23 protein-coding genes are annotated in these 26675 nt (G+C 50.6%); 8 read left to right on the top strand and 15 right to left on the bottom strand.

Annotation, left to right across the window (positions count from 1 at the left end; genetic code table 11):
• The first annotated feature begins 10 nt into the window (after positions 1 to 10).
• Positions 11 to 991, top strand: a complete 981-nt coding sequence (locus AB5Y97_RS01545) for an IS5-like element IS5 family transposase (protein WP_368157187.1) — start codon at positions 11 to 13, stop codon at positions 989 to 991.
• Between the two features lie 211 nt (positions 992 to 1202).
• On the opposite strand, the gene AB5Y97_RS01540 is transcribed toward AB5Y97_RS01545, so the two are convergent.
• The 14 genes from AB5Y97_RS01540 to AB5Y97_RS01475 all read right to left on the bottom strand — a co-directional run bounded on the left by AB5Y97_RS01540 (position 1203) and on the right by AB5Y97_RS01475 (position 19587).
• On the bottom strand, positions 1203 to 2288 hold the full coding sequence (locus AB5Y97_RS01540; protein ID WP_368157186.1) for an acyltransferase family protein: 1086 nt from the start codon (positions 2286 to 2288) through the stop codon (positions 1203 to 1205).
• A gap of 62 nt (positions 2289 to 2350) precedes the next feature.
• Entirely contained in the window at positions 2351 to 3679 is a 1329-nt protein-coding gene (locus AB5Y97_RS01535; RefSeq protein ID WP_368157185.1) for a DUF2142 domain-containing protein, read from the bottom strand.
• Positions 3666 to 4637, bottom strand: a complete 972-nt coding sequence (locus AB5Y97_RS01530) for a glycosyltransferase family 2 protein (protein ID WP_368157184.1) — start codon at positions 4635 to 4637, stop codon at positions 3666 to 3668. The genes AB5Y97_RS01535 and AB5Y97_RS01530 overlap by 14 nt, the downstream gene beginning before the upstream one ends.
• A 1-nt stretch (position 4638) precedes the next feature.
• On the bottom strand, positions 4639 to 5073 hold the full coding sequence (locus AB5Y97_RS01525; RefSeq protein ID WP_368157183.1) for a GtrA family protein: 435 nt from the start codon (positions 5071 to 5073) through the stop codon (positions 4639 to 4641).
• 10 nt (positions 5074 to 5083) lie between these two features.
• Positions 5084 to 7306, bottom strand: coding sequence for a glycosyltransferase (locus tag AB5Y97_RS01520; RefSeq protein ID WP_368157181.1), 2223 nt, complete (start codon positions 7304 to 7306; stop codon positions 5084 to 5086).
• Positions 7307 to 7314: 8 nt separating this feature from the next.
• Positions 7315 to 8730, bottom strand: a complete 1416-nt coding sequence (locus AB5Y97_RS01515; protein ID WP_368157179.1) for a hypothetical protein — start codon at positions 8728 to 8730, stop codon at positions 7315 to 7317.
• Positions 8731 to 8849: 119 nt separating this feature from the next.
• On the bottom strand, positions 8850 to 10166 hold the full coding sequence (locus AB5Y97_RS01510) for an ABC transporter ATP-binding protein (RefSeq protein WP_368157177.1): 1317 nt from the start codon (positions 10164 to 10166) through the stop codon (positions 8850 to 8852).
• Positions 10156 to 10974: an ABC transporter permease gene (locus AB5Y97_RS01505; protein ID WP_368157175.1), complete on the bottom strand. Its 819-nt coding sequence runs from the start codon at positions 10972 to 10974 to the stop codon at positions 10156 to 10158. Before AB5Y97_RS01505 ends, AB5Y97_RS01510 begins: the two co-directional genes overlap by 11 nt.
• Before the next feature lie 104 nt (positions 10975 to 11078).
• Positions 11079 to 11624: a dTDP-4-dehydrorhamnose 3,5-epimerase gene (rfbC, locus tag AB5Y97_RS01500; protein ID WP_368157173.1), complete on the bottom strand. Its 546-nt coding sequence runs from the start codon at positions 11622 to 11624 to the stop codon at positions 11079 to 11081.
• A 61-nt stretch (positions 11625 to 11685) separates the two neighbouring features.
• Positions 11686 to 12564, bottom strand: coding sequence for a glucose-1-phosphate thymidylyltransferase RfbA (gene rfbA / locus AB5Y97_RS01495; protein ID WP_368157171.1), 879 nt, complete (start codon positions 12562 to 12564; stop codon positions 11686 to 11688).
• Between the two features lie 112 nt (positions 12565 to 12676).
• A complete protein-coding gene (rfbD, locus tag AB5Y97_RS01490) occupies positions 12677 to 13564 on the bottom strand; it encodes a dTDP-4-dehydrorhamnose reductase (protein WP_256684556.1) in 888 nt (295 codons plus the stop codon).
• Positions 13564 to 14649 carry a dTDP-glucose 4,6-dehydratase gene (rfbB, locus tag AB5Y97_RS01485; protein WP_368157168.1) on the bottom strand — a complete coding sequence of 362 codons (1086 nt, stop codon included), beginning with the start codon at positions 14647 to 14649 and terminating at the stop codon, positions 13564 to 13566. The genes rfbD and rfbB overlap by 1 nt, the downstream gene beginning before the upstream one ends.
• 577 nt (positions 14650 to 15226) lie before the next feature.
• Positions 15227 to 18376 carry an efflux RND transporter permease subunit gene (locus tag AB5Y97_RS01480; protein WP_368157166.1) on the bottom strand — a complete coding sequence of 1050 codons (3150 nt, stop codon included), beginning with the start codon at positions 18374 to 18376 and terminating at the stop codon, positions 15227 to 15229.
• Positions 18377 to 18393: 17 nt separating this feature from the next.
• The gene (locus AB5Y97_RS01475; protein ID WP_275057791.1) at positions 18394 to 19587 is read right to left on the bottom strand and encodes an efflux RND transporter periplasmic adaptor subunit; all 1194 of its coding nucleotides are present in this window, start codon (positions 19585 to 19587) and stop codon (positions 18394 to 18396) included.
• A 140-nt stretch (positions 19588 to 19727) separates the two neighbouring features.
• On the opposite strand from AB5Y97_RS01475, the gene AB5Y97_RS01470 reads away from it, so the two are divergent.
• The 6 genes from AB5Y97_RS01470 (at position 19728) to AB5Y97_RS01445 (ending at position 23741) form a co-directional block, all read left to right on the top strand.
• A complete protein-coding gene (locus AB5Y97_RS01470) occupies positions 19728 to 20366 on the top strand; it encodes a TetR family transcriptional regulator (RefSeq protein ID WP_368157165.1) in 639 nt (212 codons plus the stop codon).
• A 105-nt stretch (positions 20367 to 20471) separates the two neighbouring features.
• Complete coding sequence (locus tag AB5Y97_RS01465) at positions 20472 to 21023, top strand: hypothetical protein (RefSeq protein WP_335847945.1); 552 nt, start codon at positions 20472 to 20474, stop codon at positions 21021 to 21023.
• A gap of 192 nt (positions 21024 to 21215) precedes the next feature.
• A complete protein-coding gene (locus AB5Y97_RS01460) occupies positions 21216 to 22397 on the top strand; it encodes a dicarboxylate/amino acid:cation symporter (RefSeq protein WP_005359180.1) in 1182 nt (393 codons plus the stop codon).
• A gap of 223 nt (positions 22398 to 22620) precedes the next feature.
• Positions 22621 to 22935, top strand: coding sequence for a DUF134 domain-containing protein (locus tag AB5Y97_RS01455; RefSeq protein WP_005338107.1), 315 nt, complete (start codon positions 22621 to 22623; stop codon positions 22933 to 22935).
• Positions 22932 to 23513, top strand: coding sequence for a NifB/NifX family molybdenum-iron cluster-binding protein (locus AB5Y97_RS01450; protein ID WP_368157162.1), 582 nt, complete (start codon positions 22932 to 22934; stop codon positions 23511 to 23513). Before AB5Y97_RS01455 ends, AB5Y97_RS01450 begins: the two co-directional genes overlap by 4 nt.
• Before the next feature lie 42 nt (positions 23514 to 23555).
• On the top strand, positions 23556 to 23741 hold the full coding sequence (locus AB5Y97_RS01445; protein WP_005338109.1) for a hypothetical protein: 186 nt from the start codon (positions 23556 to 23558) through the stop codon (positions 23739 to 23741).
• Between the two features lie 164 nt (positions 23742 to 23905).
• On the opposite strand, the gene AB5Y97_RS01440 is transcribed toward AB5Y97_RS01445, so the two are convergent.
• Positions 23906 to 25030, bottom strand: a complete 1125-nt coding sequence (locus AB5Y97_RS01440; protein ID WP_182962927.1) for an HD-GYP domain-containing protein — start codon at positions 25028 to 25030, stop codon at positions 23906 to 23908.
• A gap of 292 nt (positions 25031 to 25322) precedes the next feature.
• Between AB5Y97_RS01440 and rimO the strand changes: the two genes are divergently transcribed.
• Complete coding sequence (rimO, locus tag AB5Y97_RS01435) at positions 25323 to 26651, top strand: 30S ribosomal protein S12 methylthiotransferase RimO (protein WP_021231199.1); 1329 nt, start codon at positions 25323 to 25325, stop codon at positions 26649 to 26651.
• Positions 26652 to 26675 lie beyond the last annotated feature (24 nt).

The raw sequence follows: 26675 nt of genomic DNA, 5'->3' as shown, positions 1-26675 counted from the left end.
AGGGTTCATCATGAGTCATCAGCTCACCTTCGCCGACAGTGAATTCAGCAGTAAGCGCCGTCAGACCAGAAAAGAGATTTTCTTGTCCCGCATGGAGCAGATTCTGCCATGGCAAAACATGGTGGAAGTCATCGAGCCGTTTTATCCCAAGGCTGGTAATGGCCGGCGACCTTATCCGCTGGAAACCATGCTGCGCATTCACTGCATGCAGCATTGGTACAACCTGAGCGATGGCGCGATGGAAGATGCTCTGTACGAAATCGCCTCCATGCGTCTGTTTGCCCGGTTATCCCTGGATAGCGCCTTGCCGGACCGCACCACCATCATGAATTTCCGCCACCTGCTGGAGCAGCATCAACTGGCCCGCCAATTGTTCAAGACCATCAATCGCTGGCTGGCCGAAGCAGGCATCATGATGACTCAAGGCACCTTGGTCGATGCCACCATCATTGAGGCACCCAGCTCGACCAAGAACAAAGAGCAGCAACGCGATCCGCAGATGCATCAGACCAAGAAAGGCAATCAGTGGCACTTTGGCATGAAGGCCCACATTGGTGTCGATGCCAAGAGTGGCCTGACCCACAGCCTAGTCACCACCGCGGCCAACGAGCATGACCTCAATCAGCTGGGTAATCTGCTGCATGGAGAGGAGCAATTTGTCTCAGCCGATGCCGGCTACCAAGGGGCGCCACAGCGCGAGGAGCTGGCCGAGGTGGATGTGGACTGGCTGATCGCCGAGCGCCCCGGCAAGGTAAGAACCTTGAAACAGCATCCACGCAAGAACAAAACGGCCATCAACATCGAATACATGAAAGCCAGCATCCGGGCCAAGGTGGAGCACCCATTTCGCATCATCAAGCGACAGTTCGGCTTCGTGAAAGCCAGATACAAGGGGTTGCTGAAAAACGATAACCAACTGGCGATGTTATTCACGCTGGCCAACCTGTTTCGGGCGGACCAAATGATACGTCAGTGGGAGAGATCTCACTAAAAACTGGGAATAACGCCTTAAATGGCGAAGAAACGGTCTAAATAGGCTGATTCAAGGCATTTACGGGAGAAAAAATCGGCTCAAACATGAAGAAATGAAATGACTGCGTCAGCCGAGAAGAATTTCCCCGCTTATTCGCACCTTCCATAGCACTGGCTCGACAAACGTCGAGCCAGTGGTTATTTTTACCATCACTTAACATTTGGTGAGCTTAAGTTTTAACCATGAATATGTTTTTTTGTAAAAAGTTTGCTGATAATTTACCTTTTAAAGAGAGCGCAGGTTTTTCTATTAATCGCCAAGAGGTGAAAGCTAGCAATAGTGTGATTAATGATGAGAAGAAAAACATATTTATTGGCGTTATATTTTCCACAAAGAAAGCCAACAGCTGCTGCACTGGAAAAGCATAAATATATAAGCCGTAAGAAATATCACCATACTTATCTATAGCTGGCAGTCGAAGCTTTGGATGCAACCCGAGAACTAATACCGAGTATGAAAAAATTATACACTTAAATATCAATAAAGAGTTAGAGCCTCTTACGAGGTAGGTTATCACAGCCAAACCAGCCAATACTGGAAAATTTAATTGAATTACTTCTCGGTTAATATAAAAGAATCCTCCCAAAAAAAATAACAAGCCAAGTTGGACCGTTCTTGGATTATTAAATATGAAAAACCCTTCATTCCCCTGAACATATAGTAATACAGGAAATAATAGCAGAACTAAATTATATGTGGCTCTACTCATCAATACATTTGAAAAGCCTAACAAAGCAACCAATAAATACATCCATAACTCTATCGGTAAAGTCCAGAGTGAACCATTTACAGACATTGGATATGGATTAGACATAAACACTGATGGCAAATCAAACTGTATCCCATCTAGCAATATAATATTATGTTTCAAATATGCCCATGTTGATGGGGATGAAAAATAATCTGATAGTGAAGTTGTTGTTGATATTGGTCCAACAACAAAAACACATAAGATAACTGCAATTATCAAAGCCGGAAAAATCCTAAGTAATCTTGACTCAACAAATACTTGTAGATTATTTCTCTGACAATAGCTGGCGGTAACTAAGAAACCACTGGTCACAAAAAATAGATCAACAGCGAGACTAGGTAAGCTCTCACCCCAATAGGTAATCAATATGGAACTAATTGGATCTTCTAAACCGTTTATACCTATTGATAACGCATACGAGTGTCCATAAAGGACACTGAATGCAGCTAATAACCTTAAAAGAGTAAAGTTATTATTTTTTGTAAAACAATCATTAATAGTCATACAATTTCCATCAAAACCGTTTAAAATAAATTCACAATAAAATAAACTATGGCTTAGCTATATCATGCCTGATAAATAACCAAAAAATTTGTCATTAAGATAATCAGTATTAAGAACTTTCTCATTTTCAAAAATGAATTATACTTAAGAACAGGGAATAGTGGCACTAAGAATGTAAATATCAGCAATGTCGGTATAAAATACCGCCCCTGCACCCCCAACACTGAACTGTATCCTGGAGGGGTATACGTCATATAGAGTGGCAGTATGGTTATGATAATAGACACAATTAATATAATTAAAATAAACACCTTCGATAGAGGCTTTAAAATTAAAGCTTCAATAAAAAGCAGCCCCCCCCATGATATTAACATCACAATAAAAATTGTGACCAAAATATAACTTTGAGATTGAACTAGATGTATTGGCGTAAATATTTGATACAGGATATTAGTATTTGTTATTGTGCCGAAAATAATTTTCATGAATGCAATGGGGTTATGCAGTATAAAATCTACTTGAGCTAGCGGCTGAGCACCATTTCCAAGATAAACCATGCTCCTGTCTGTAAAGATCAGACTAAGTATAGACACACCTGCAGCAGTCAAACCAGGAATGGTTGATTTTAAAAACTCTTTATAATTATTTTTATTTATCCTGAGACCAAATTTATTTATAAAAACAACCATATATGAGAAGCATAATAAACAATAAATGATCTTGGTTGAGCCAATCAAGGCAGATACCAACAACAATAAATAAAATATATTATTATTCGTTTTATCTGAATTAATTGCTTGGGTCAACAGCGCAAAAAAAGCAAAACTCAGTGCTATCGTCACGCCATCAGCGGAGATTGCAGATAGTATGAGCATAAGCATAGGGCTAAACAAAATGCCATACATCGAGTATTTTGCAAGAGATACATAGCAGATGGATACGTATATTAATAGAATGCAAAAAAAACCATTAAAAAATCTAGCAAAAATAACATTTTCTTCGATTGTCAGTCCATATGTATCTCCAACCACAATTGCAGTTGCTAAAAATAAATATGCTGTTGGAGGATATGTGCCCGCAGAGTTTATAGAATTAACATGGCATGCCTCCCCTCCTTTTTCAGCAAGGTCCTGATAGTAAGCAATAGGAGCATATTTTTTTGCGATTGTTATATAATCTGTACAGTTTATCGGCGTACCAATATTGTCTTTCGTATTAAAAAGATGGCCATGTGCAACTTCATATGCTCGTAAGTAATGAGCCCCCTCATCTGGGTTTCCAAACACTCGAACTTTGGTCGAATATAATAATATAAGCGTGATACCGATAATGAATAGCAATTCATTTATATAGGAACGACGCGATATAATCGTATTTTTATCTCTTAGCATAGTGCACCATACTTTTAGCTACAGGTTTTTTTGGCCGTGTCATTATATCATATGCTAAAAATGACAATAATAATTGAATACCAATTATTATTGGAAGAGCTGCCAGCATTACTGTGCCACTGCTAGCTGTTTGTGCACTATGTATAGAATCACTCCAGTTAATAATGCCAAACACTAGGCCATACATAAAAAGAATCAAACCGATAGGTAACTCTATAGACGCCACAGAAAAGTCACGCAAATAATATTTGTAAAGTATTCTCTTACATGTGTTTTTTAAATGAGAATAAGCAAACTTCAATACTATATCTGAAATTTTTAAATTTGAAACCTCATCGCCATATATTGCTTTCATCGGAATATCAGTAACGACAGCATTTATTGTTCCTAATCTAAACAAAATGTCTGATTCAAAGAAGTATCTTTTGGCAATTTTATCTAAGGGCAGTAGATCCAATAGGTGTAAATTTATGGCCGTGTAGCCATTGGTAGGATCAAATAGATCCCAATAACCAGAGGAAATCTTTTGCATAAATGATAACGATATATTCCCTATGGTCCTGATTAACGGCATTGCCTTAACATCTTCAGGATTAAAAAACCTATTACCTTTGGTATAATCTGCTGTCCCATCAAGAATTGGAGCGACGAAGGCTGGGATAAGGACTGGATCCATTTGCCCATCACCATCCACCTTCACCGCGCAATAATTACCATCATTTTTTGCAGCTATGTATCCAGTCAACACAGCGCCACCAACTCCAAGATTCTCATCATGAAATATGACGTTGACGCGCGGATCAATATTGTTATCAAGGACAAAATTACCAGTATTTTGCGGGCACTTATCATCAACAACATAAATGGAATTAACTTCTTCACCAATCGAAGAAATCACACCTAATATATGTTCTTTAACTTTATAGCATGGAATTACCACAGCAATTTTATTGTTCATTTCATCTCCGGAAAACAACTTTTTGGGATAAAAAATAACTAATTACAAAAAGAAACCCTTCAGTCAGTAACTTAATCAAAATCAAAAAAAGAACACTCATTTCAATATAAGAACAAAATACTTCAGACAAATATGTTATTAAGTTTGAACTAATAAATGTCATCATCAACCAAAATGGAACAAATTTGACATAAGTAAATGCAAGTGTTGATTTATTATTGTCTTTGAATGTTATTGAATGATTCAGATAACATCCTGCGATGGCAGCAATTGCTCTGGAGATGATATTAGCATAGCCTATAAAAAAACCTAACTTGGCAAGAAAGAACATGATGACAGTATCAATTATAAGTTGCACCATTCCTACATTGAAAAAAAGTACTAGTTTGCTATTGTATAACTGAATAAAAAATACTTTAAGTGCACATAATTGCATGTCAACTCTCTTACAAGATATCATGTAGCGGTTTATGTGATAGATATCGTTTTATTTTTCGCTGAATATGAAAAGGTACCATATTTGCCAACCGGCGTCCAACCCAGCTATTTCGCAGCGCCCAAATTTTAATTAAAACCTCTTCTTTTATAGTTTTAACAGATGTGTATTGCGGCTTTAATATCGCCTCTAAAACAAAATCTAAATCGTTAATTTCTGTTTTTGGCATCATGCTAACATTAATTGATTCAACATATTCTGAAGTATAGAAATCATAGGAATTAGAAAATTCACTATTTACAGACATATTTTTAATTATGTTTTCAGATATAATAGATATCGAATCCATCTGTTTAGTCGATAACGCGATAAAATATGCAACAAACTCATTTACTTTATAATTCCATGGCACTAAAAAACTAAATTTTCTACCAACAATTCTTTCAGGAAACGCTCCAATATTTGGGCATATCACTGGCATATTATGTCTCAATGCAATAGATAGTGTATAGCTATAAGTCTCAGGCCAAAGCGCAGGGAACCAGACAATATCCGGGCTGATATGCTCAATCAATATATCTAGGTTATCTTGGTTATATGCACCATGGCAGATCACTGCATCCAAAGGTCGATACGCGTAGCCAAGCAGATGGAACTCTATCTCAGGACATTCCTTAGCCACTCTTTCCAGTAGATTTGCTCCCTTTTCTCTGCTGAGTGCACCAAGGACCAATACGCGCAAAGCTCTGTTGTCAGGAATACCTAAAGTAACAGGGGTTGCCATGATATGTTCTCTGATACTTAATGCATCAGGGTGATAACTGATGATAGTTTTATCTTTTATATAGTCGAATGTTGCGGTAAATCTATTGGCACAGTCACTTGAAGGAAAGATAACTCGCTTAGCACCACTTAGTAATGGTTTAACCCCCTCTCTCCATATTTCTGCTGTTACTGGGATAGGGTAGTGTTCGGCACAAAGACTATCTCTAGTTGATAAATTTTCGCCTACAAATATACCTCTGCCGTCAGTTAGAGTTGGATTGCCATTAATCATATAGTAATCATGAATGGTAATATCGTACTCTACACCAAGTTTTTTCGGTATAGACCAAATGAATGGGTGAATGCCCATTGTATGATGGAAATGAAAATGATTGATGCCTAGTGCAGACAACACACTCACTAACTCATCACTTTGAGTGGCCACATTAAATATTAATTTATCTGTTTTTTCTTTACCGAGTAAATCGAGAGTGATGGCTATGCTCTCACCATCTTTTTCAGGTTCTAGTTTTATAAACCAAGCTCTTTTTTTGAAAAAATCACATAGCTCGTCAATATGCTGGCTTACACCACCACCAAGTCTATGCGTAACAAGTACTATTTTGGGGACACAGAGGTTAGATATTGCCTCTATCTTTGCCAAAACCCTAGCTTTTTTAGCAGGATCATTCGCTATAAATTTGTGGACATCAGTAATATAGTTAGGGTGCAACGCAGTGAGTAATTCAAGTGCTTTTTCTTTTCGCGGATCACCTTCAGCTTGAAAACTAACACCACCTTTATGATATGCAAAAACATTTAACTGATGATAATTAATCCAACCATTTTTTATTGCCCTTTGACACCAGTCATTTTCCTCTCCATAGCCTTTTCCAAATGTATCTTCGTCAAAATAACCAATAGCTTCAAGACAGTCACGACGAATATACATGCAAAACCCAACACCTGTAGGCACTTCAACTAACTCGTTTTCAAGAGGTAGCGTAGAGAAAAGGTGATCTAATGCATTCACATCCAGACCACAATATAGCTCATTATCCTGACAAAAATGAGGAAAGCTACAGATTGTAGCATTATTAGAAAATGGAGTTAAACTAGCAACCCGTTCATGGCTATATGCAGCTTTTCGCATCCTATTAAGCCAGTCCAAATTAGAAACTTCTACATCGCTATTAAGTAGCAGTACATCCCTGTCTTTATTCAGGCTCATGCCAAAGTTTACTGTACCGACAAAGCCTTTATTAGATTCATTTTCATATAACTCGAAGCCCAATTGCCCAGCCTCTTGTCTGAGCCAATTCGTCAACTCTGGCTCTGGTGAGCTATCGTTAATAACTATAAGCTGAGCCCACTGTGGCATGTTTGAAAGCAATGAGTATATACACTCTTTAGTTTCATCCAGACCACGATATACCGGTATAATAACATCAAGATTTCTTATTAACATAAACTCACTCATAATTTTAAAATAAAACGGTCAATATAAAACCTTAAAATTCCATTACTACATATCTTGTTTATAATCTCATTACACTCTTCGACTTCTTTTTCACGTAAACGTAACTCATCAAGAGTGTCTGAATGTTGCTTTGTAAGATTATTTAATTGCTCTGTTATCTGCTCAACGACCTGAAGAACGTGCCCATGTGCCTCACGTTCTTCAACCAGCCGTCTATTTACGTCACTAAGTTCTTGTGAAAGCATGCTTACATGATCAGTGAGGGCTTGCAGTCTTTTGTTATGCTCTGTTCGGAATTGGTTACTTGCCCATACCTGAGCAAGCAGCTTAGTTTGAAGATCTTCGGAGTCGCTCTCTGTTGGTAAAGTCATATCATCATCTCGCATATAACAATCCAAATGATATTCAATGATCGCTTTCTCATCAGGCTCACCCAAACGAAAACGCAGATAATTGGGGGCTAATTGACATGAGTGGGGAACTAAATAAGCAAAAAGATAAAATGCTAAGCGTCTGATTAAAGATGCAGAATGAGCTGACTCTGTTGCTAAATGACATAATGAACTGTCACCAAAGATAGTCACCGGAACCCCAAGGAATAGAGCCTCGAGTGCAACACTAGAATTTATGGTCATTAACTTTTTACAGCGAGAAACAAACTCTAGACTGGTTGCCGATTTATCTATCGGCATACTACCTTCACGTAAAGTGAACAAACTACCAGGATGAGGACGAATCAACAAATTTGATGTAGCCACTTGGCTACGAGCCGCCAGTATAATGGACTGGTTATCCATTCCATTACCAAATGCAACTAAATTAGAATCATCCTCAACCTGAAGTACTATTCCAATCTCTGACGTTTTTCCTGGCAAACTATGAATAAAACTAGGATCTTTCAAAAAAAACATAAGAAGATCAGCTAACTTTAGTCCATTTAGAGACCAACCTCTAAATTCACGTTCACGATACTCAGCTTCAGAATTACCATTAACTCCCTGAAAATCAACGTATGCCGTGTCTCTGTATATATGGCCACGCAGAGGCCCTAACTCTTGATGAATTACAGGAATGCCAAGTCGTTGACACACAGCGGAAAGTGATGGGACATTTAAAAATGTAATCACCGCCTCTATTTTATTTGGCGCTGAGCATAATATCGTATGAAGTTCTTCTTCATAGGCATCATCACGTTCACATAAAAAATGACGAAAAACAGCTAAAGGGTTATGGTTATGAATACGTAACCAGTCGTCAAAGTATCCTTCATCTAGCCAAGCATAATGATGCTGTGAAGGCTGTGTATTTTTTGGTAATAAATAATCGAGCCTAGTTGCAGCATCATCGGTGCACTCCCAACGATCTTCCCATTGCTCAATAGGGCGTACATAGTCACGCCCTGTAATGAACATACAAGATTCCGTTGCCCATTCACCCAGTAAGCGATAATAACACCACAAATAAGGTGCAGGGACAGCTCTAAAAGGGTAAGGAGGTAAAAAGGCAGCAAGCATTTATAATCCCGATGGGTTCAGGCTAGAACAGTAATTGGAGCGTGCACAACGCCGCCCAACTCTCTGGGAGACCAAAACTTGATCGCACGCATTGGTCGGCGCTGATCAAGTTCTTCACGCATTCCTCCCTTGAAGGAAGCCAAGCCACAGTGCAATAAATAATCGCCACTATTGATTGGTAAAGCCACTTGATAAGTCACTATTTGGCGTCCGGGTTTCAAAGTGAGAGGATGACCGGCGGCGATATTGTTATCACCCCATATATCACTACCTTGAACACGACTCAATGACAGTCCGAGTACTGCCTCTTCAATAATCTCACTCGCCAAGAGCTCAAAGCGCAGCATCAAGGTCTCCCCTGATTTAACAAGAGGTTCTTCATGAAAAGATGTACCGTCACCTTTCAAAATTGTCACGCTAGCTATAATAGCGCGGGCAGAGCCAAATCGTTTCTCACCTAACGCTATATTGGCTTCATTTTTTTGCCTCTCAAGTAGAAGAGATTGCGATGGACATTCTCCATCATTCTCACTCTCTAGCAATGCAGATACCTCCGCTTGCTCTTCCGACAATATCATCCCTTTCTCATACGCCATCACTGCAGCTAACACATCAGTGGTATCACCAATAAGGCGCCCCCTTTCCATAACCAGACACCGATCGGCATACTCCAGGATACTACCTGTTGAGTGGGTCACCATCAAAATGGTTACCCCCTTCGCTTTCAGGGCCTCCATACGCTTGAAACACTTGTATTGAAAACCTATATCGCCAACTGCCAGCGCCTCATCGACGATCAAAATTTCAGGGTCGATACACGCCTGTACCGCAAATGCAAGACGAACGTACATGCCACTGGAATAGGTCTTGACAGGTTGCTCCATAAAATCGCCAATGTCGGCAAAACGAGCAATCTCATCAAATTTTGCGTCAATGTTCTCTTTGCTCAATCCCAAGACACTTGCATTGAGATAAACATTATCACGACCACTAAACTCAGGATTAAATCCAGCGCCTAGCTCAAGCAATGCTGCAATACGGCCATTGACCTTTACGTCACCATGAGAAGGATTGAGGGTGCCACAAATCAGCTGGAGCAGCGTGGATTTACCAGCCCCGTTATGGCCGATAATCCCAACGGTCTCACCCTTTTTTATCGTAAAATCAATTTCTCGAAGCGCCCAAAACTCGCGAAAATATTGTCTGGCTGCACAACTAAACAAGCGAGATAAGCGAGGAATGACAAACTGCTTGAGTCGATCGACCGGTTGCTCATAAACCTGATAACACTTGCTCAAACCACGCACTTCAATCGCGACTTTGTCAGAGCACATCGGCAAACCCCTTACGCGTTTTCTGAAACAAGGCAAATCCTGCATACATGATTGCCATTCCGATAATCAATGTTGTGCTGTATAACTCCCAAGAAGGCAATTTTCCCCAATAAAGAACATCACGCACCTGCGCAATTACAGGAGTAAGAGGATTGACGTTAAGCCAATAACGGTACTCTTCCGGCAACGCTTCGACAGGATAAAATATCGGTGAGAGGAACATTAATATTGTACTGATAACACCGACCAGTTGTGACAGGTCGCGTAAGTAGACCCCCATCGCAGCAAGCGCCCACGAAACGCCCATGACTAACAAGGCGAGTGGTAAAATTACAACAGGGAAGAGCAATGCTGTAACAGGCGGAATGCCAAAGGCAATAACATAAAAAGCGATCCACACCATAAAACTGATCACTAAATTTATCATGGCACTACCCAACGCAACCCAAGGCAGAATATCAAGTGGGAATACAACTTTTTTGACATAGTTGACATTCTCAAGAATCAAACGCGGCGCTCGATTAAAACACTCTGAAAATAGATTGAATACCATTAAACCAGCAAATAATACCAAAGCAAATTCACTGCGAGAATCACCACCTCCACTCCAGCGAGCCTTAAACACCACACTAAAAATGAAAGTATAAACAGCCAACATAAAAAGTGGAGTAAACAGAGCCCATAAATTTCCAAACAGTGAACCACGGTATCTAGCAGCGACTTCTCGACGAACTAGAGTAATAATTAAATGTCGATTGGTATAAAAAGACAACATACGAATTGGGGATATAGTGCTATCTCGATTCATAAACACCCTTGGGAAAATAACAACACACTATAAAACACTCTGTTAAAATACCTTGCGAGTATATAGAACATTATAATTAGTCTGTCAGCCATATAACAAAAAAGTCAAAGAAAATATTCTACATCTGAGAAAAAAGCAGCCAGCTCATCTTTTTTTGATAAGACCGTCTTTTTTGATGGCCAATGAATACTTAATTTTTCGTCACTCCACAATATGCTACGGTCACTTTGTGGATGATAATAATTAGTTGTTTTATATAAAAACTCAGCGGTCTCACTCAAGGTCACAAAGCCATGAGCAAACCCTTCCGGGATCCATAACTGTCGCTTATTTTCACCTGACAAGTGAACCCCAACCCATTGCCCGAAGGTCGGTGAGCTTTTGCGGATATCTACCGCAACATCAAACACTTCACCTGCCACACAGCGCACCAGCTTGCCCTGGGCATGGGGAGGCAATTGATAGTGCAAGCCACGCAGTACCCCTTTCGACGATTTGGAGTGATTATCCTGCACAAACGTCACCGGATATCCTACCGCCTCTTCAAACAACTTGTGGTTGAAACTCTCAAAGAAAAAGCCACGCTCATCATCAAAGACTTTTGGCTCAAAAATAAGGACGTCAGGAATTGCTGTCTTGATTACATTCATCTGTCTATCCACATTAAATTCAATCTTTATGGGGGAGCATATTACCGCCCCCCATATCACATCAGGCTTTGGCAACCATTCTTAGTAAATATTGGCCATAGGCATTCTTCGCCAATGGTGCTGCAAGTTCACGGAACTGGTCAGCATTGATAAACTTCTGGCGATAGGCAATCTCTTCCGGACATGCCACTTTCAAACCCTGGCGCGTCTCGATGGTCTGGATAAAGTTGCTCGCTTCTATCAGGCTTTCATGGGTACCGGTATCCAGCCAAGCATAGCCACGCCCCATCATCGCCACCGACAGATTGCCTTGCTCCAAGTAGATACGGTTCACATCGGTGATCTCCAGCTCACCACGGGGCGACGGCTTCAGGCTCTTGGCGATCTCTACCACGCTGTTGTCGTAGAAATAGAGGCCGGTCACCGCATAGTTGCTCTTGGGCTCCAGTGGCTTCTCCTCCAGAGAGATAGCGGTACCCTCTTTATCAAATTCAACCACCCCATAACGCTCGGGGTCATGCACATGATAGGCAAAGACGGTAGCGCCACTCTCTTTGGCCGCTGCCGCCGCCAACTGTTTCTGCAGGTCGTGGCCGTAGAAGATGTTGTCCCCTAGCACCAGCGCACAGGGGTCTGAGCCGATAAACTCTTCACCCAGAATAAAAGCCTGGGCCAAACCGTCCGGGCTTGGTTGGACCTTGTATTGCAAGTTCAGACCCCACTGGCTGCCATCACCCAGCAATTGCTCAAAACGAGGGGTATCTTGCGGCGTGCTGATGATCAAAATATCGCGAATACCGGCCAACATCAGGGTGCTGAGCGGGTAGTAGATCATCGGCTTGTCATAGATGGGCAGCAGCTGCTTGCTCACCGCCATGGTCACCGGATAGAGGCGGGTGCCTGAGCCACCGGCCAGAATAATGCCTTTACGTTTGGTCATGATGCTTGTTTCTTATTTTTAAATTGCAAAAGAAAAGGGTGGCTTGCGACCACACCTTTCTGTTTTATCCCTGCCAGTCAGAGAGGCGTTCGACACATCCCTGGCCAGTGATTTACTTACCGAGGATCTCGGTCAACATCCGCTCTACACCGACGGTCCACTCCGGCAGCACCAGATCAAAGGTGCGCTGGAATTTGCCGGTATCAAGGCGGGAGTTATGGGGGCGTTTGGCCGGAGTCGGGAAGGCGCTGGTCGGCACTGCATTGAGCTGTGTCACCGCCAGTTCAACACCAGCCTCTCTGGCTTTGGCAAACACCAGCTGGGCGTAGTCAAACCAGGTGGTGGTACCGGAGGCAATCAGATGGTACAGCCCGGCGACCTCGGGTTTGCGCTGCGCCACGCGGAGAGCATGGGCAGTGCAATCGGCCAGCAACTCGGCCCCGGTCGGTGCACCGAACTGGTCATTGATGACTGACATCTCGCTACGCTCTTTGCCAAAGCGCAGCATTGTCTTGGCAAAGTTGGCGCCACGGGCAGCGTAGACCCAGCTGGTGCGGAAGATCAGGTGACGGGAGCAAAACGCGGCGCCTTGTTCCCCTGCCAGCTTGGTCTCGCCGTAGACGTTGAGCGGCGCGGTCGCATCGGTTTCCACCCAGGGGCGCTCACCACTGCCATCGAACACATAGTCGGTAGAGTAATGCACCAACCAGGCACCCAATGCTTCCGCTTCTTTGGCAATTGCTGCCACGCTGGTTGCGTTAAGCAGCTCGGCAAACTCCCGCTCGCTTTCGGCTTTGTCGACTGCAGTATGGGCCGCTGCGTTAACAATCACATCCGGCTTGACCAGACGTACCGTGTCGGCCACCCCTGCCGGGTTGCTGAAATCGCCACAATAATCGGTGGAGTCAAAATCAACGGCAGTGATGCGGCCCAGCGGCGCCAGTGCGCGTTGCAGCTCCCAACCGACCTGACCGTTTTTGCCAAACAGCAGAATATGCATCAGGTACGCTCCCCGTAATTCTGCTCAATCCAAGACTGGTAGGCACCGCTCTTGACGTTGCTGACCCACTGCTGGTTATCCAGATACCACTGTACAGTTTTGCGAATGCCAGACTCGAACGTTTCTTGCGGTTGCCAAGCAAGCTCGGCACTCATCTTGGTCGCATCGATGGCATAGCGGCGATCGTGGCCGGGGCGATCCGCCACATAGGTGATTTGCTCACGATAAGAGCCCACCTTTGGCACCATCTCGTCCAGCAGATCGCAGATGGTGTGTACCACCTCCAGATTCTGCTTCTCGTTATGACCGCCGATGTTGTAGGTCTCCCCCACCAAGCCCGTGGTCACGACCTTGTAGAGCGCGCGCGCGTGATCTTCCACGTAGAGCCAGTCACGGATCTGGTCACCCTTGCCATAGACCGGCAGCGGTTTGCCATCCAGCGCATTGAGGATGACCAGCGGGATCAGCTTCTCGGGGAAGTGATATGGCCCGTAGTTGTTGGAGCAGTTGGTGACGATGGTCGGCAAGCCGTAAGTACGGCGCCAGGCACGCACCAGATGGTCGCTGGAAGCCTTGGAGGCAGAATAGGGACTGCTGGGGGCGTAGGGGGTTGTTTCGGTAAAGAGCGGCAGCGTCTCACCGGTGGCAACTTCATCCGGATGGGGCAGATCACCATATACCTCGTCGGTGGAGATATGGTGGAAGCGGAAGGCCGCCTTGCGCACATCATCCAGACCATTCCAGTAGGCGCGGGCCGCTTCCAGCAACATATAGGTGCCGACGATATTGGTCTCGATAAAGTCAGCCGGCCCTGTGATGGAGCGATCAACATGGCTCTCGGCGGCCAGATGCATCACGGCATCCGGCTGGTGCAGGGCAAACACCCGATCCAGCTCGGCGCGGTTGCAGATATCCACCTGCTCAAACGCATAACGATCACTTGTCGATACATCGGCCAAGGATTCCAGATTGCCGGCATAGGTGAGTTTATCAAGATTGATAACGGTATCCTGAGTATCACGGATGATATGGCGCACCACGGCAGAGCCGATAAAGCCTGCGCCACCGGTCACTAAAATTTTCATAGAAAGGATGCTCTTATAACAAAGTGGGGTTCATTTGAGATCAAGATTGTTGCTCGGGGGAAATACGGCGCAGGAACTCAAAGAAGTGCATGGATATTTGCAATCTAATACATATCACCGGATGGGCAGGCGCTCATTACTTGAGCTTAAATCGACAAAGGACATGGCTACCGCACTGAGTTGCAGCCCCCAGTTCGCTGATTTTAACCACATTGCTCAAGCTGTTGGTCATCATGTCCTCCAGCATTTAATTGTATTTTTGGCGGTATGCATTTCACAGATCTCTCGTGAGATTGCACACCAGACAGACCCGATTTGATGCCGTATTCTATCTCGTATTCCCCCCATATGAACAGCAAAAACTACCTCATTGGGGGTCAATTTGAAGCTGAATACGAGGCTGATCACAGCCTGCTCGTACGTTCTGCTACTTATTTCAACAATCGCTAAAACGAACCTCTCGGCAAGCTCAGAAAAACAGGGCAACCCATAGGGTTGCCCTGTTTAGTGGTCAGCTAGAACCAACTAAGCTGGCTGTTTATTGCTTGCAGCTCAGATCTACCTCGCCTGCCTGCCATCAGTCATGTTTTGACTCATCGGTATGGGTCAGGCGCTCTTCTTTGCTGCTCTGTTTGGTGAAGTAGCGCATCACCAACACGAAGAAGAGCGGTACAAAGAAGATGGCCAGCACGGTGGCACTGATCATCCCCCCCATCACGCCGGTACCAATGGCGTTGCGGCTGCTGGCGCCAGCGCCGGAGCTGACCACCAGCGGCAGCACCCCGAGGATAAAGGCGAGCGAGGTCATCAGGATCGGGCGCAGCCGCAGACGCGCCGCCTCCACCACGGCTTCACCCAACCCCATCCCCTTGTCATAGAGCTCTTTGGCAAATTCCACGATCAAAATCGCGTTCTTCGCCGACAGGCCTATGGTCGTGAGCAGGCCTACCTGGAAGTAGACGTCGTTCTCCAGACCGCGCAGGGTAGCAGCCAGAATAGCCCCCAGTACCCCGAGCGGCACCACCAGCATCACCGAGAACGGAATGCTCCAGCTCTCGTAGAGGGCCGCCAGACAGAGGAACACCACCAGCAAAGAGATGGCGTAGAGCGCGGGTGCCTGTGAACCAGCCTGACGCTCCTGGAAGGAGAGCCCGGTCCACTCGATGCCCACCCCTTCCGGCAGCTGTTTCACCATCTGTTCGATGGCGGCCATGGCATCACCGGTACTCTTGCCGGGCGCCGCTTCCCCGACGATCTCCATCGCCGGTACGCCGTTGTAACGCTCCAGACGTGGCGAGCCGAAGCTCCACTCGCTGCTGGCAAAGGCGGAGAAGGGCACCATCTGGCCAGCGGCGTTGCGCACATACCAGAGCTTGAGATCTTCCGGGTTCATCCGGAAGGGAGCATCCGCCTGCAGGTAGACCTTCTTGATCCGGCCCCGGTCGACGAAATCATTGACGTAGGACGAACCCCAGGCTGCGGCCAGGGTGTTGTTGATGTCCGCGATGGAGAGCCCCTGCGCCAGCGCCTTCTCGTAGTCGATCTTGATATCGAGCTGCGGCGTATCTTCCATCCCGTTCGGGCGCACCCGCACCAGATTGGGATCCTGCGCCGCCATGCCGAGCAGTTGGTTGCGCGCCGCCATCAGCTTGTCGTGACCGATGCCGCCGCGATCCTGCAGGAAGAAGTCAAAGCCGGTCGCCGTACCCAGCTCCGGGATCGGAGGCAGGTTGAAGGCGAACACTTGCGCCTCCTTGATACTGAACAGATAGCCCATGGCGCGGCCGATGATGGCATTGGCGCTGCGATCCGGGCTCTTGCGCTCGCTCCAGTCCTTGAGCTTGATAAAGGCCATGCCCGCATTCTGGCCACTACCGGCGAAGCTGAAGCCGGATACGGTCAGTACGGAGTCAACGTTATCCTTCTCGTTTTTCAGGAAGTAGTCGCGCATGTCCGCCAGCACTACCTCGGTGCGCTGCTTGGTCGCCCCCACCGGCAGTTGCACCATGGACATGATGACCCCCTGATCCTCTTCCGGCAGGAAGGAGGTGGGCATCCGCATAAACAGCACCGCCAGTACCGCCAGCATGGCGCCGTAGATCAGGCTGTAACGCACGCCCTGCTTGATCACCTTGCGCACGCCGCGCTGATAGCGGTTGGTACCGGCATCAAAGGCGCGGTTGAACCAGCCAAAGAAACCACGCTTGGCACCGAACTCGCCATGTTTCATCGGCTTGAGCAGGGTGGCACAGAGCGCCGGCGTCAGGATCAACGCCACCAGCACCGACAACACCATGGCCGAGACGATGGTCAGCGAGAACTGGCGATAGATGGCACCGGTCGAGCCGCCGAAGAAGGCCATCGGCACGAACACGGCGGAGAGCACCAGGGCGATCCCCACCAGCGCGCCGGTGATCTGGGTCATCGACTTGCGGGTCGCTTCCAGCGGGGAGAGATCCTCCTCGCTCATCAGGCGCTCCACGTTCTCCACCACCACGATGGCGTCATCTACCAACAGGCCGATGGCCAGCACCATACCAAACATGGTGAGGGTGTTGATGGAGAAGCCAAACGCCGCCATCACCCCGAAGGTACCGAGCAGCACCACCGGCACCGCAATGGTCGGGATCAGGGTGGCGCGGAAGTTCTGCAGGAACAGATACATGACGCAGAACACCAGGAAGATCGCCTCGATAAGGGTCTGCACCACCTCCTCGATGGAGATCTTCACAAACGGCGTGGTGTCGTAGGGGTAGACGATCTCCATATTGGCCGGGAAGTAATCCGACAGCTCATTGAGCTTGGCACGCACCTTCTCGGCGGTATCCAGCGCATTGGCGCCGGTCGCCAGTTTGATGGCAACCGCGGCGGTAGACTGGCCGTTGTAGAGCGCATCGGCGTCATAGCTTTCGCCCGCCAGCTCGACCCGGGCCACATCTTTCAGGCGTACCTTGGAGCCATCCTGATTCACCCGCAGCAGGATATCGTTGAACTGCTCCACGGTAGAGAGACGGGTCTGCCCCATGATGGTGGCGGTGAACTGCTGATCTTCCACCGACGGGGTGCCACCCAGCTTGCCAAACGCCACCTGGGCGTTCTGCGCCTTGATGGCTGCCTGCACATCACCCGGGGTCATCTGCACCCGGTTGAGCTTGTTGGGATCGAGCCACACCCGCATGGAGTACTGGCTGCCGAACAAGGTGATATCCCCTACCCCGTCCAGACGGCTCAGGGGCTCCTTGATGTTGGAGACCACATAATCCGCCAGATCGTCGTTGTTCATGCTGCCATCACTGGAGATGAAGGCCGCGACCATCAGGAAGCTGCTGGAGGTCTTCTGTACCCGGATCCCCTGCTGTTGCACCTCTTGCGGCAGCAGCGACATCGCTTGCTGCAGCTTGTTCTGCACCTGCACCTGGGCGATATCGGGATCGGTCCCCGGCTGGAAGGTGAGGGTCACCGACACCCGCCCCGCGGAGTCAGACTGGGAGGACATGTAGAGCAGGTGATCCAGCCCGGTCATGTTCTGTTCGATGATCTGGGTTACCGAGTCTTCCACCGTTTTGGCGGATGCGCCCGGATAGCTGGCGGAAATCCCGACAGCGGGCGGCGCAATGCTCGGATACTGGGCGACCGGCAATTTGATGATGGCCAGGCTGCCCGCCAGCATGATCACCAGCGCGATCACCCAGGCAAAAATGGGTCTGTCTATAAAAAATCGAGCCATGAAGCGACTACTCCATCCTACTTGTTGGCCGGGGTGTTGGACGCGGCTTGAGCAGACGGTGCATCAGCACCCTGCTCGGCGGGATTGACCACGGCGCCCGGTCGTACTTTCTGCAAGCCAGCCACGATCACCCGCTCGCCGGAGGTGAGGCCGGACTCCACCACCCAGTTGCTGCCGACGACCCGGCTCAGCTGCACGTTGCGCAGCTCCACCTTGTTGTCAGCCGTCACCACCATCACGGTCGCGCCACCATTGGGGGTGCGAGTCACGGCAGTTTGCGGCACCAGCAGCCCTTGCGCCCGCTCACCCTCTTGCAGGGTGGCGCGCATGAACATGCCGGGCAGCAGCAACTGATGAGGGTTGGGCACAATCACCCGCAGGGTCACCATGCCGGAGGTCTCGTCCACGGTCACATCGGAGAACTGCAACGAGCCCTCTTCGCCATAAGTGGAGCCATCTTCCAGCTGGAAGGTCACCTTGGCCCCCTTCTGCTCGTCCTGGGTCAGCTTGCCCTCGGCGACCAGTCGCTTGAGGCGCAGCAGATCGGCGGTGGACTGACGCACATCCACATACATGGGATCGAGCTGCTGGATGGCGGTCAGGCTGTCTGCCTGCTGGGCGGTCACCAGCGCCCCCTCGGTCACCGCGGATTTACCGATGCGGCCGCTGATGGGGGCGGTGATGCGGGTGTAACCGAGATTGATCTCGGCAGTGCGCAGGGCCGCCTTGCTCGCCATGATCTCCGCCTTGGCCTGCTTCCAGCTGGCGTCGGCGTCGTCATAGTCCTGACGGCTGATGGATTTGACCTTGAGCAGCTCCTGATAGCGCTGCGCCTTGAGGCGGGCACTCTGCTCGTTGGCCTCGGCCTTGGCCACATTGGCTTTGGCGCTGGCAACCGCCGCCTGATAGACAGCTGGGTCGATCTGATAGAGCAGATCGCCCGCCTTCACATCGCTCCCCTCGGTAAAGAGGCGCTTGAGGATGATGCCGCTCACCTGCGGACGCACTTCGGCCACTCGCAGCGGGGCGCTGCGGCCGGTCAATTCAGTGGTCAACATCAGCGGGCTGCTCTGCAGGGTCACCACGTTGACCGCCGCGGGGGGCATGCCGCCCTGTCCCTGGGGCGCACCGCCCTTGTCACCACAACCTGCCAGCAAGCCTGTTGCCAGCAAGGCAAGACCAACTGAACGAGCAAGAATATGTTTATGCATGAAACACCTGAGCCTTTGCCAGTCAATGAACAATCAGGGCCACATGGGCCCTGTTGGTAAATATTCGCAAGATGAGGCAATATACATACATTCATAAATGTATGTAAGTGACTTTTTGCTTGCATGAGGCACAAATTTCGATGGCCAGACGAACCAAAGAAGAGGCGCAGCAAACCCGCTGCCACATCATGAGCACGGCGCTGGATCTGTTCTGCTCTCAGGGCCTGGCCAAGACCAGCCTGACCGACATCGCCAGGGCGGCAGACCTGACCCGCGGGGCCATCTATTGGCACTTCAAGAACAAGGATGAACTCTTCATTTCGCTCTGGAAAGAGCTCTGCAGCCCCCTTGCCCACCAGCTCGATGCCTGCCTCAATCCAGATGAGCCGGATCCGCTGGGGCAACTGCGCCTCTTCTTCGAAGGGGTGCTCCACAGCTTCATTCACAATCCGGCCCAGCGGCAGATGTTTACCATACTGTTCAATCTCGAATCGCTGGAGGGGGAAGCCATCTCACTGCGCGAGCATATCCGCAGCCAGTCCGCCAACTTCTTTCGGGACCTTGAGACCACCCTGGCCAATGCGGTACGGCGGGGCCAATTGCCAGCCAACCTCAACCTGCAGCGCGCCGCCACCCTGCTCCACTGCACCCTGGATGGCTACATCATCAACTGGCTCCACTTTCCGGGGCGGATAGACCTGCAGGGCGAATCCGCCTTTATGATAGAGAGCATGTTCACCATGCTGGCCCAGCCCCACGGGCCTGCCTGTGGCCGCTAGCCGGCTCCGGCAACTCCCCCCCATCCAAATCGGGGCCTGACCGCGCGCTTTGGCAGTCAGGCACCGATTTGTTACCCTGTGCGCCCCCTGCTTGAGGTAACCCCTGTGCCACACTCTGACGCCATCCCCGCTTCCCGGCCCTTGAACGACCAGCACGCCCACGTTCGAGCGGCCTTTGTGGCGCGCCTTAAACCCGGCGCTCACCTGCTCAATGGTCAATGCGGTATGGGGGAGGATCTGTGCTGGCTGCGTGCAGAAGGGTATGTGGTCACCGCCTGTGAAGCTGTGCTGGCTGACGCCAAAGTCGCCTCACAGCAATCCGGACAAGCAGTGCGGGTCTGCCCACTGGCGAAGATGCACTCGGTGCTCCCTTACGATGGCATCTGGCTGAGCCGCCCGCTTGATAGCGACGCGGCCCCCCTTGTCCCCCAGTTGCAACAGCTGGCGACCCTGCTCAAAGCGGGCGCTCCGATCTGCTTCCCCCTGCAACCAAGCGGCAAGATAAGTCACCATCAGCTACAGCAACTGGTCACCACATCCGGGATAGCACTGCAACTGGCGCCGATGGAAGCCGTATCAGCCAGTACGTCAGATTCCTCAAGTCAACACGCCACCCAGTACGTCATGTTGCTGCGTAGCGATCATCAGGCCACCTAACGGGCTAATTCATCACGGATTTTCCCGTTCAACGCCAAGCCGACAGCTAGTCGGCGATCTTGGCTTTCGACAATATTTAACTCGGTGTTAACGCAGAAAAGGCAGACATAACACGGCTTACGTGTTAAAAAGTGTGATTAATATCAAATTTTAATAACAAAACAGACAATACAACCAACTCCGGATTTCCTTATGAAACTTGTCCTGAAACTCATTGCTGGCATCCTTGCCGGTCTCTTGCTCGGTCTCTACGCCCCTGAGTGGGTGGCGCGCGTGCTGTTTACGGCCAAGACAGTGATAGGTCAGCTGATCACCTTCACCATTCCGCTCATCATTCTGTTCTTTATCATGAGCGGCATCGCCAGCCTGCCGAAAAACTCCGGCAAGCTGCTGGGCAAAACCGTGGCCCTCTCTTACTGCTCCACCATTCTGGCGGGGCTGTTCGCCTTTACCGTGGCGAGCCACCTGATCCCGCAGTTCACCACCGCCGCCGAGCCCACCACGGCCACGGCTATCAAGCTCGCCTCCTACGTCAATCTGGAGATCCCTCCGCTGTTTGGCGTGATGTCGGCTCTGGCCGCCGCCTTCGTGTTCGGCATTGGCATCAGCGCCACCCAGGCCACCGATCTGCGCCGGGTCGCCGATCAGGGTCGTGACATCATCGACCGCCTTCTGGCCAAGGTGATCATCCCGCTGCTGCCGTTCTATATCGCGGGCGTCTTTGTCGAGATGACGGTAGAAGGCACCGTATTCGCTACCCTGAAGACCTTCGGCGTGGTGCTGGTGATGGCGATCCTGATGCACTGGATCTGGCTCTCCGTACTGTTCGTGGGTACCGGTCTGGCCCTTGGCCGCTCACCGGCCCAGCTCATCAAGAACATGCTGCCGGCCTACTTTACCGCGCTGGGGACCATGTCGAGCGCCGCCACCATTCCGGTCGCTCTGCAATCGAGCAAGAACAACGGCGTGAGCGACGGTATCGCCAACTTCACCGTGCCCCTGTGTGCCACCATTCACCTCTGTGGCTCCACCATTACCCTGGTCACCTGTGCCACCGCGGTGATGTTCCTCTCCGAGCATCTGGCCATTCCGGGCATCGAGACCATGCTCCCCTTCATCATGATGCTGGGGGTGATCATGATTGCAGCTCCAGGCGCGCCGGGTGGTGGCGTGATGTCGGCGCTGGGTCTGCTCACCTCCATGCTCGGCTTTGGTGAAGCCTCCATCGCCCTGATGATCGCCCTCTATCTGGCGCAGGACAGCTTCGGCACCGCCTGCAACGTCACCGGTGACGGCGTGATTGCCCTGTGGGCGGATCGCTTCGCCAACGGTAGCGAGAGCGCAGCTCCAGTGGCCGAGGCCGAACAGGCGTAAGCTCGCCGGGATAGCCCGACCATCCTCTGCAAAACCGCAGGCCCGAACCATGTTCGGGCCTGCGTCGTTTCTGTCCCCTTCACTGCTTTTGTTAGTATTCCTCCTCCCCCTCTTTACCCCTCTCTACCGTGAACAGCACTGGCTCTACCCTCTGCATCAGACAAAATTATTGGCATATGCCACATATGAGCGTATAAATGGCTTATGCCAATTAGGAGCCACCATGCCAAGACCCAAGATTGCCCGCCAGATCTGTGGCCGCCCCGCCAACAGCTGCTTCAAACCCAACGGCCGTCCCATGCATCAGCTGGAACAGGTCACGCTGGCCCCTGACGAGTTCGAGGCACTGCGCCTCGTCGACCTTCAAGGAATGCAGCAGCAAGAGGCCGCCCTGGTGATGGGGGTCTCCCGCCAGACCCTGGCCAATATCCTGAAAAAAGGGCGCTACAAGGTGGTGGAGTGTCTGAGTCTGGGCAAGGCATTGATGATGCAACCCGCCGAGCCCGACCACCCAACCAGTGGAGAAGAGCCGACATGAATGCTGTCACAACCATGACCACCAACCCCAGCAACAGCGCCCTGATGCTGAGTCAGGGGTTGCTGGCTGGCCACTTTACCCGTGCCGAGCAGCTGCAAATTCTTAACCCCGAAGGGAACGTTATCGCCACTCTGACCAATCCGGCCGCAGCCGAAGGCTGCCACGGCAAACAAGCGCTGCTCGACGCCCTCGCCCATCATCAGGTGGGTCAGGTGGTGGTGCGCAATATCGGCGAGCGGATGCTGAGTCGCCTGCTGGCGATCAATATCCGGGTGCTGCAGTGCCGCTCTGCCCGCTTACCGCTGCCCGCGCTGCTGGCCCCCGCCAATCTGCAACCTCTTACCGAGGCAAGTCAGGGCCGTCCGTCTCGCCGTCATCAGAGCAAATCTGCGATCCGTGCCATCCAGCCCGTCGGCGCAGGCCAGAGTCATAGCCATTGTCATGGTGGTTGCAACAGCAGCTCAGGTCACTGTTGCGCCAGTGGTGGCCATCAGGCAGAGAGCTCACGACAAGGCCATACTTGTTGCCACGGCAGTGAAGGAGCCAACCAGCAGGGCGGTTGCTGCCATCATCACTGATGCCATCACCGTGCATGTCATCACCATCAAGGAGAAGAGATCATGTCCATCTGGTTGTTGAGCCTGCTCGCCTCGTTCGTGTTGATCCTGGCCATGGGCACCATCATCTGGTGGCGCCAATACCAGCTTGCCCAGAAGCGGGAAGATAAAGAGGTGCGTCCCTGTGGCTGCTCCAGCGCCTGCGCGGATCACCTCTACCAGATCAGCGAGCCGACGCCCAAAAAGTAACCTGACCGCAAACGCCATAGCCGCAGATAGAAGGTCGGCAAAATAAGGGCGCGTGGAATCGAGAGACGCATAAAAGAGAGGGGGCACCTGCTGGTGCCCCCTCTCTATTTACTCCTCGCCATGCTTGAACCGCCTCTTTCCCCCCTTACGCTCATCACACGCGCTCAACCCGGCTCGGCGCCGCTGGCCGCCACGTTCGCAGAGCAGGCTGGATCCTGATACTGCTGATAGATGGCATAAAACTCGGCCTTGTTGTGCAGGGCCGCGGCGACACAGACAGGATCAAACTGGCTGCCGGCATGCTCCTCCAGATAGGCAAACGCCGTCTCAAACGGCCAGGCCTTCTTGTAGGGGCGCTCGCTGGTCAGGGCATCAAACACATCGGCCACCGTCACGATGCGCGCCGCCAAAGGGATCGCCTCCCCCGCCAGCCCCAGCGGATAGCCGGTGCCGTCGAAGCGCTCGTGATGGCTGGCGATGATGTTGGTCAGCATATCGGTGTGATGAATGCCATCGAGACCAAACTCGTTGATCATCAGGCTGATCATCTCCCGCCCCTTGCCGGGGTGGATCTTCATGATCTCGAACTCTTCCGGCGTCAGCTTGCCCGGCTTGAGCAAAATGGCATCCGGCACCGCGATCTTGCCGATGTCGTGCAGCTCGGAGAAGAGGTAGATAAACTCCACCTCCTCATCGCTCAGCCCGCAAGTCGGGGCCATCGTCTTGGCGATCAGCCGGGAGTAGGCCGACATCCGGTGCAGATGGTTGGCGGTCTCCTCATCCCGATAGCGGCTGAACTCCCGCGCCGTGGTCAACGCGCCGCCAAGGGTCTGGATGGAGAAAAACTCAACCGCAATGATGGCCGAGAGCGCCTGGGCATAGGCCGACAGCTCGCTGCGGATCGGCTCCTCGAAATATCCCGGCTCCATGGCATCGCAAAACAGAAAACCAAACAGCTTGCTGTTGAACAGCAGCGGCTCGGTATAGCTGGAGGCATAACCTGCCTCCAGCACCTTGCGGCTGTGCTCCGACGCCGAGCCACGCAGGGTATCCAGATTGCCGAGCACCCGGGGCTGCTTGTGCTCCGCCAGATAACTCAGGGAGGGAACATCGCTCAGCTTCACCTCATACTGCACCAGTGGCGAGGGCCCCTCTGTGCTGTGGGCAAATGTCTTGAGCTGATCGGTATGGGGATCGTAAATCGCGATGGCCACCCGACTCAGCTTGTCAAAACGCTGCCTGAGCGTGGCATGTACGCTCTGCATTTTTTCGCCAAATGAACTTTCCATCGCCTTCTCCAACGGGACCCCGTGATGGAAGTATAGTGACTCCCTTTGACGCTCTCCCCGCCACAGCGTCAAAATTGACAGAAAAATCAACAAAGCAGCTTCCCCACAACAAGCCTGCATGGCAGAGGCAATAGCCCTACCAAGGGCGCGCCATCATCGACTGCTGGTGCGGCCCAATCTTGCCTGGTCGGAGATATTGTTCGGTTCTGCCATGCTGGCTGTATAGTTTTTGGTTAACCATTCCGGTAAAATCCGCGCCCTTAAAGAAGAGCCACCTAAGAGTGATTGAGCGATGTCCAACACAAAACAGGCCCCCAAAGTAGGATTCGTCTCCTTGGGTTGCCCCAAAAACCTGGTCGATTCCGAGCGCATCCTGACCCAGCTGCGTACCGAAGGGTACGATGTGGTGCCCAGCTATGACGATGCCGAGCTGGTCGTCGTCAACACCTGCGGCTTTATCGACAGCGCGGTGCAAGAGTCGCTGGAAGCGATCGGCGAAGCGCTGGCCGAGAACGGCAAGGTGATCGTCACCGGTTGCCTCGGCGCCAAAGAGAATCAGATCCGCGAGATCCACCCCAAGGTGCTCGAGATCACCGGCCCCCACGCCTATGAAGAGGTGCTGGGTCACGTCCACAAATATGTGGAGAAGCCGCAGCACAACCCCTTCACCAGTCTGGTTCCGGCCCACGGCGTCAAGCTGACCCCGCGCCACTACGCCTATCTGAAGATTTCCGAGGGCTGCAACCACCGCTGCACCTTCTGCATCATCCCCTCCATGCGCGGGGATCTGGTGAGCCGCCCCATCGGCGACGTGCTGGCAGAAGCCAAACGCCTGAAAGAGGCGGGCGTGAAGGAGCTGCTGGTGATCTCCCAGGACACCTCCGCCTACGGCGTCGATGTGAAGCACCGCACCGGTTTCTACGACGGCATGCCGGTCAAGACCAGCATGGTTGCCCTGTGCGAAGAGCTGGCCAAGCTCGACATCTGGGTGCGACTGCACTACGTCTACCCCTACCCGCACGTGGATGACGTCATCCCGCTGATGCGCGATGGCAAGGTACTGCCCTACCTCGATATTCCGCTGCAGCACGCCAGCCCGCGCATTCTCAAACTGATGAAGCGCCCGGGTACCGTCGAGCGCACCCTGGAGCGGATCCAGAAGTGGCGCGAGATCTGCCCGCAGATCACCCTGCGCTCCACCTTTATCGTCGGCTTCCCGGGCGAGACCGAGGAAGATTTCCAGATGCTGCTGGACTTTATCGACAAGGCGGAGCTGGATCGCGTCGGCTGCTTCAAATACAGCCCGGTCGAAGGGGCGCTGGCCAACGAGCTGCCGGATCCGGTACCGGAAGAGATTCAGGAAGAGCGATTCCAGCGCTTTATGGAGCTGCAACAGCAGGTCTCCATCCGCAAGCTGGCCCGCAAAGTGGGTCAGGAGATGACCGTTATTATCGACGAAGTGGACGAAGAGGGTGCCACTGGCCGCTCCTTCGCCGATGCACCGGAGATCGACGGTCTGGTCTACCTCAACGGCGAAACCGGCCTCAAGCCGGGGGACATGGTCAAGGTGCGGATCGACGAATCCGACGAATATGACCTGTGGGCCAGCCTGATCAGCTAATTGAGGCTCTAACAGCCAAATGAA

Origin of the sequence: Aeromonas sp. R10-2, from assembly GCF_040908445.1 — a bacterium.
GTDB lineage: Bacteria > Pseudomonadota > Gammaproteobacteria > Enterobacterales > Aeromonadaceae > Aeromonas > Aeromonas veronii.
This window is presented reverse-complemented; position numbering and strand designations above follow the sequence as displayed.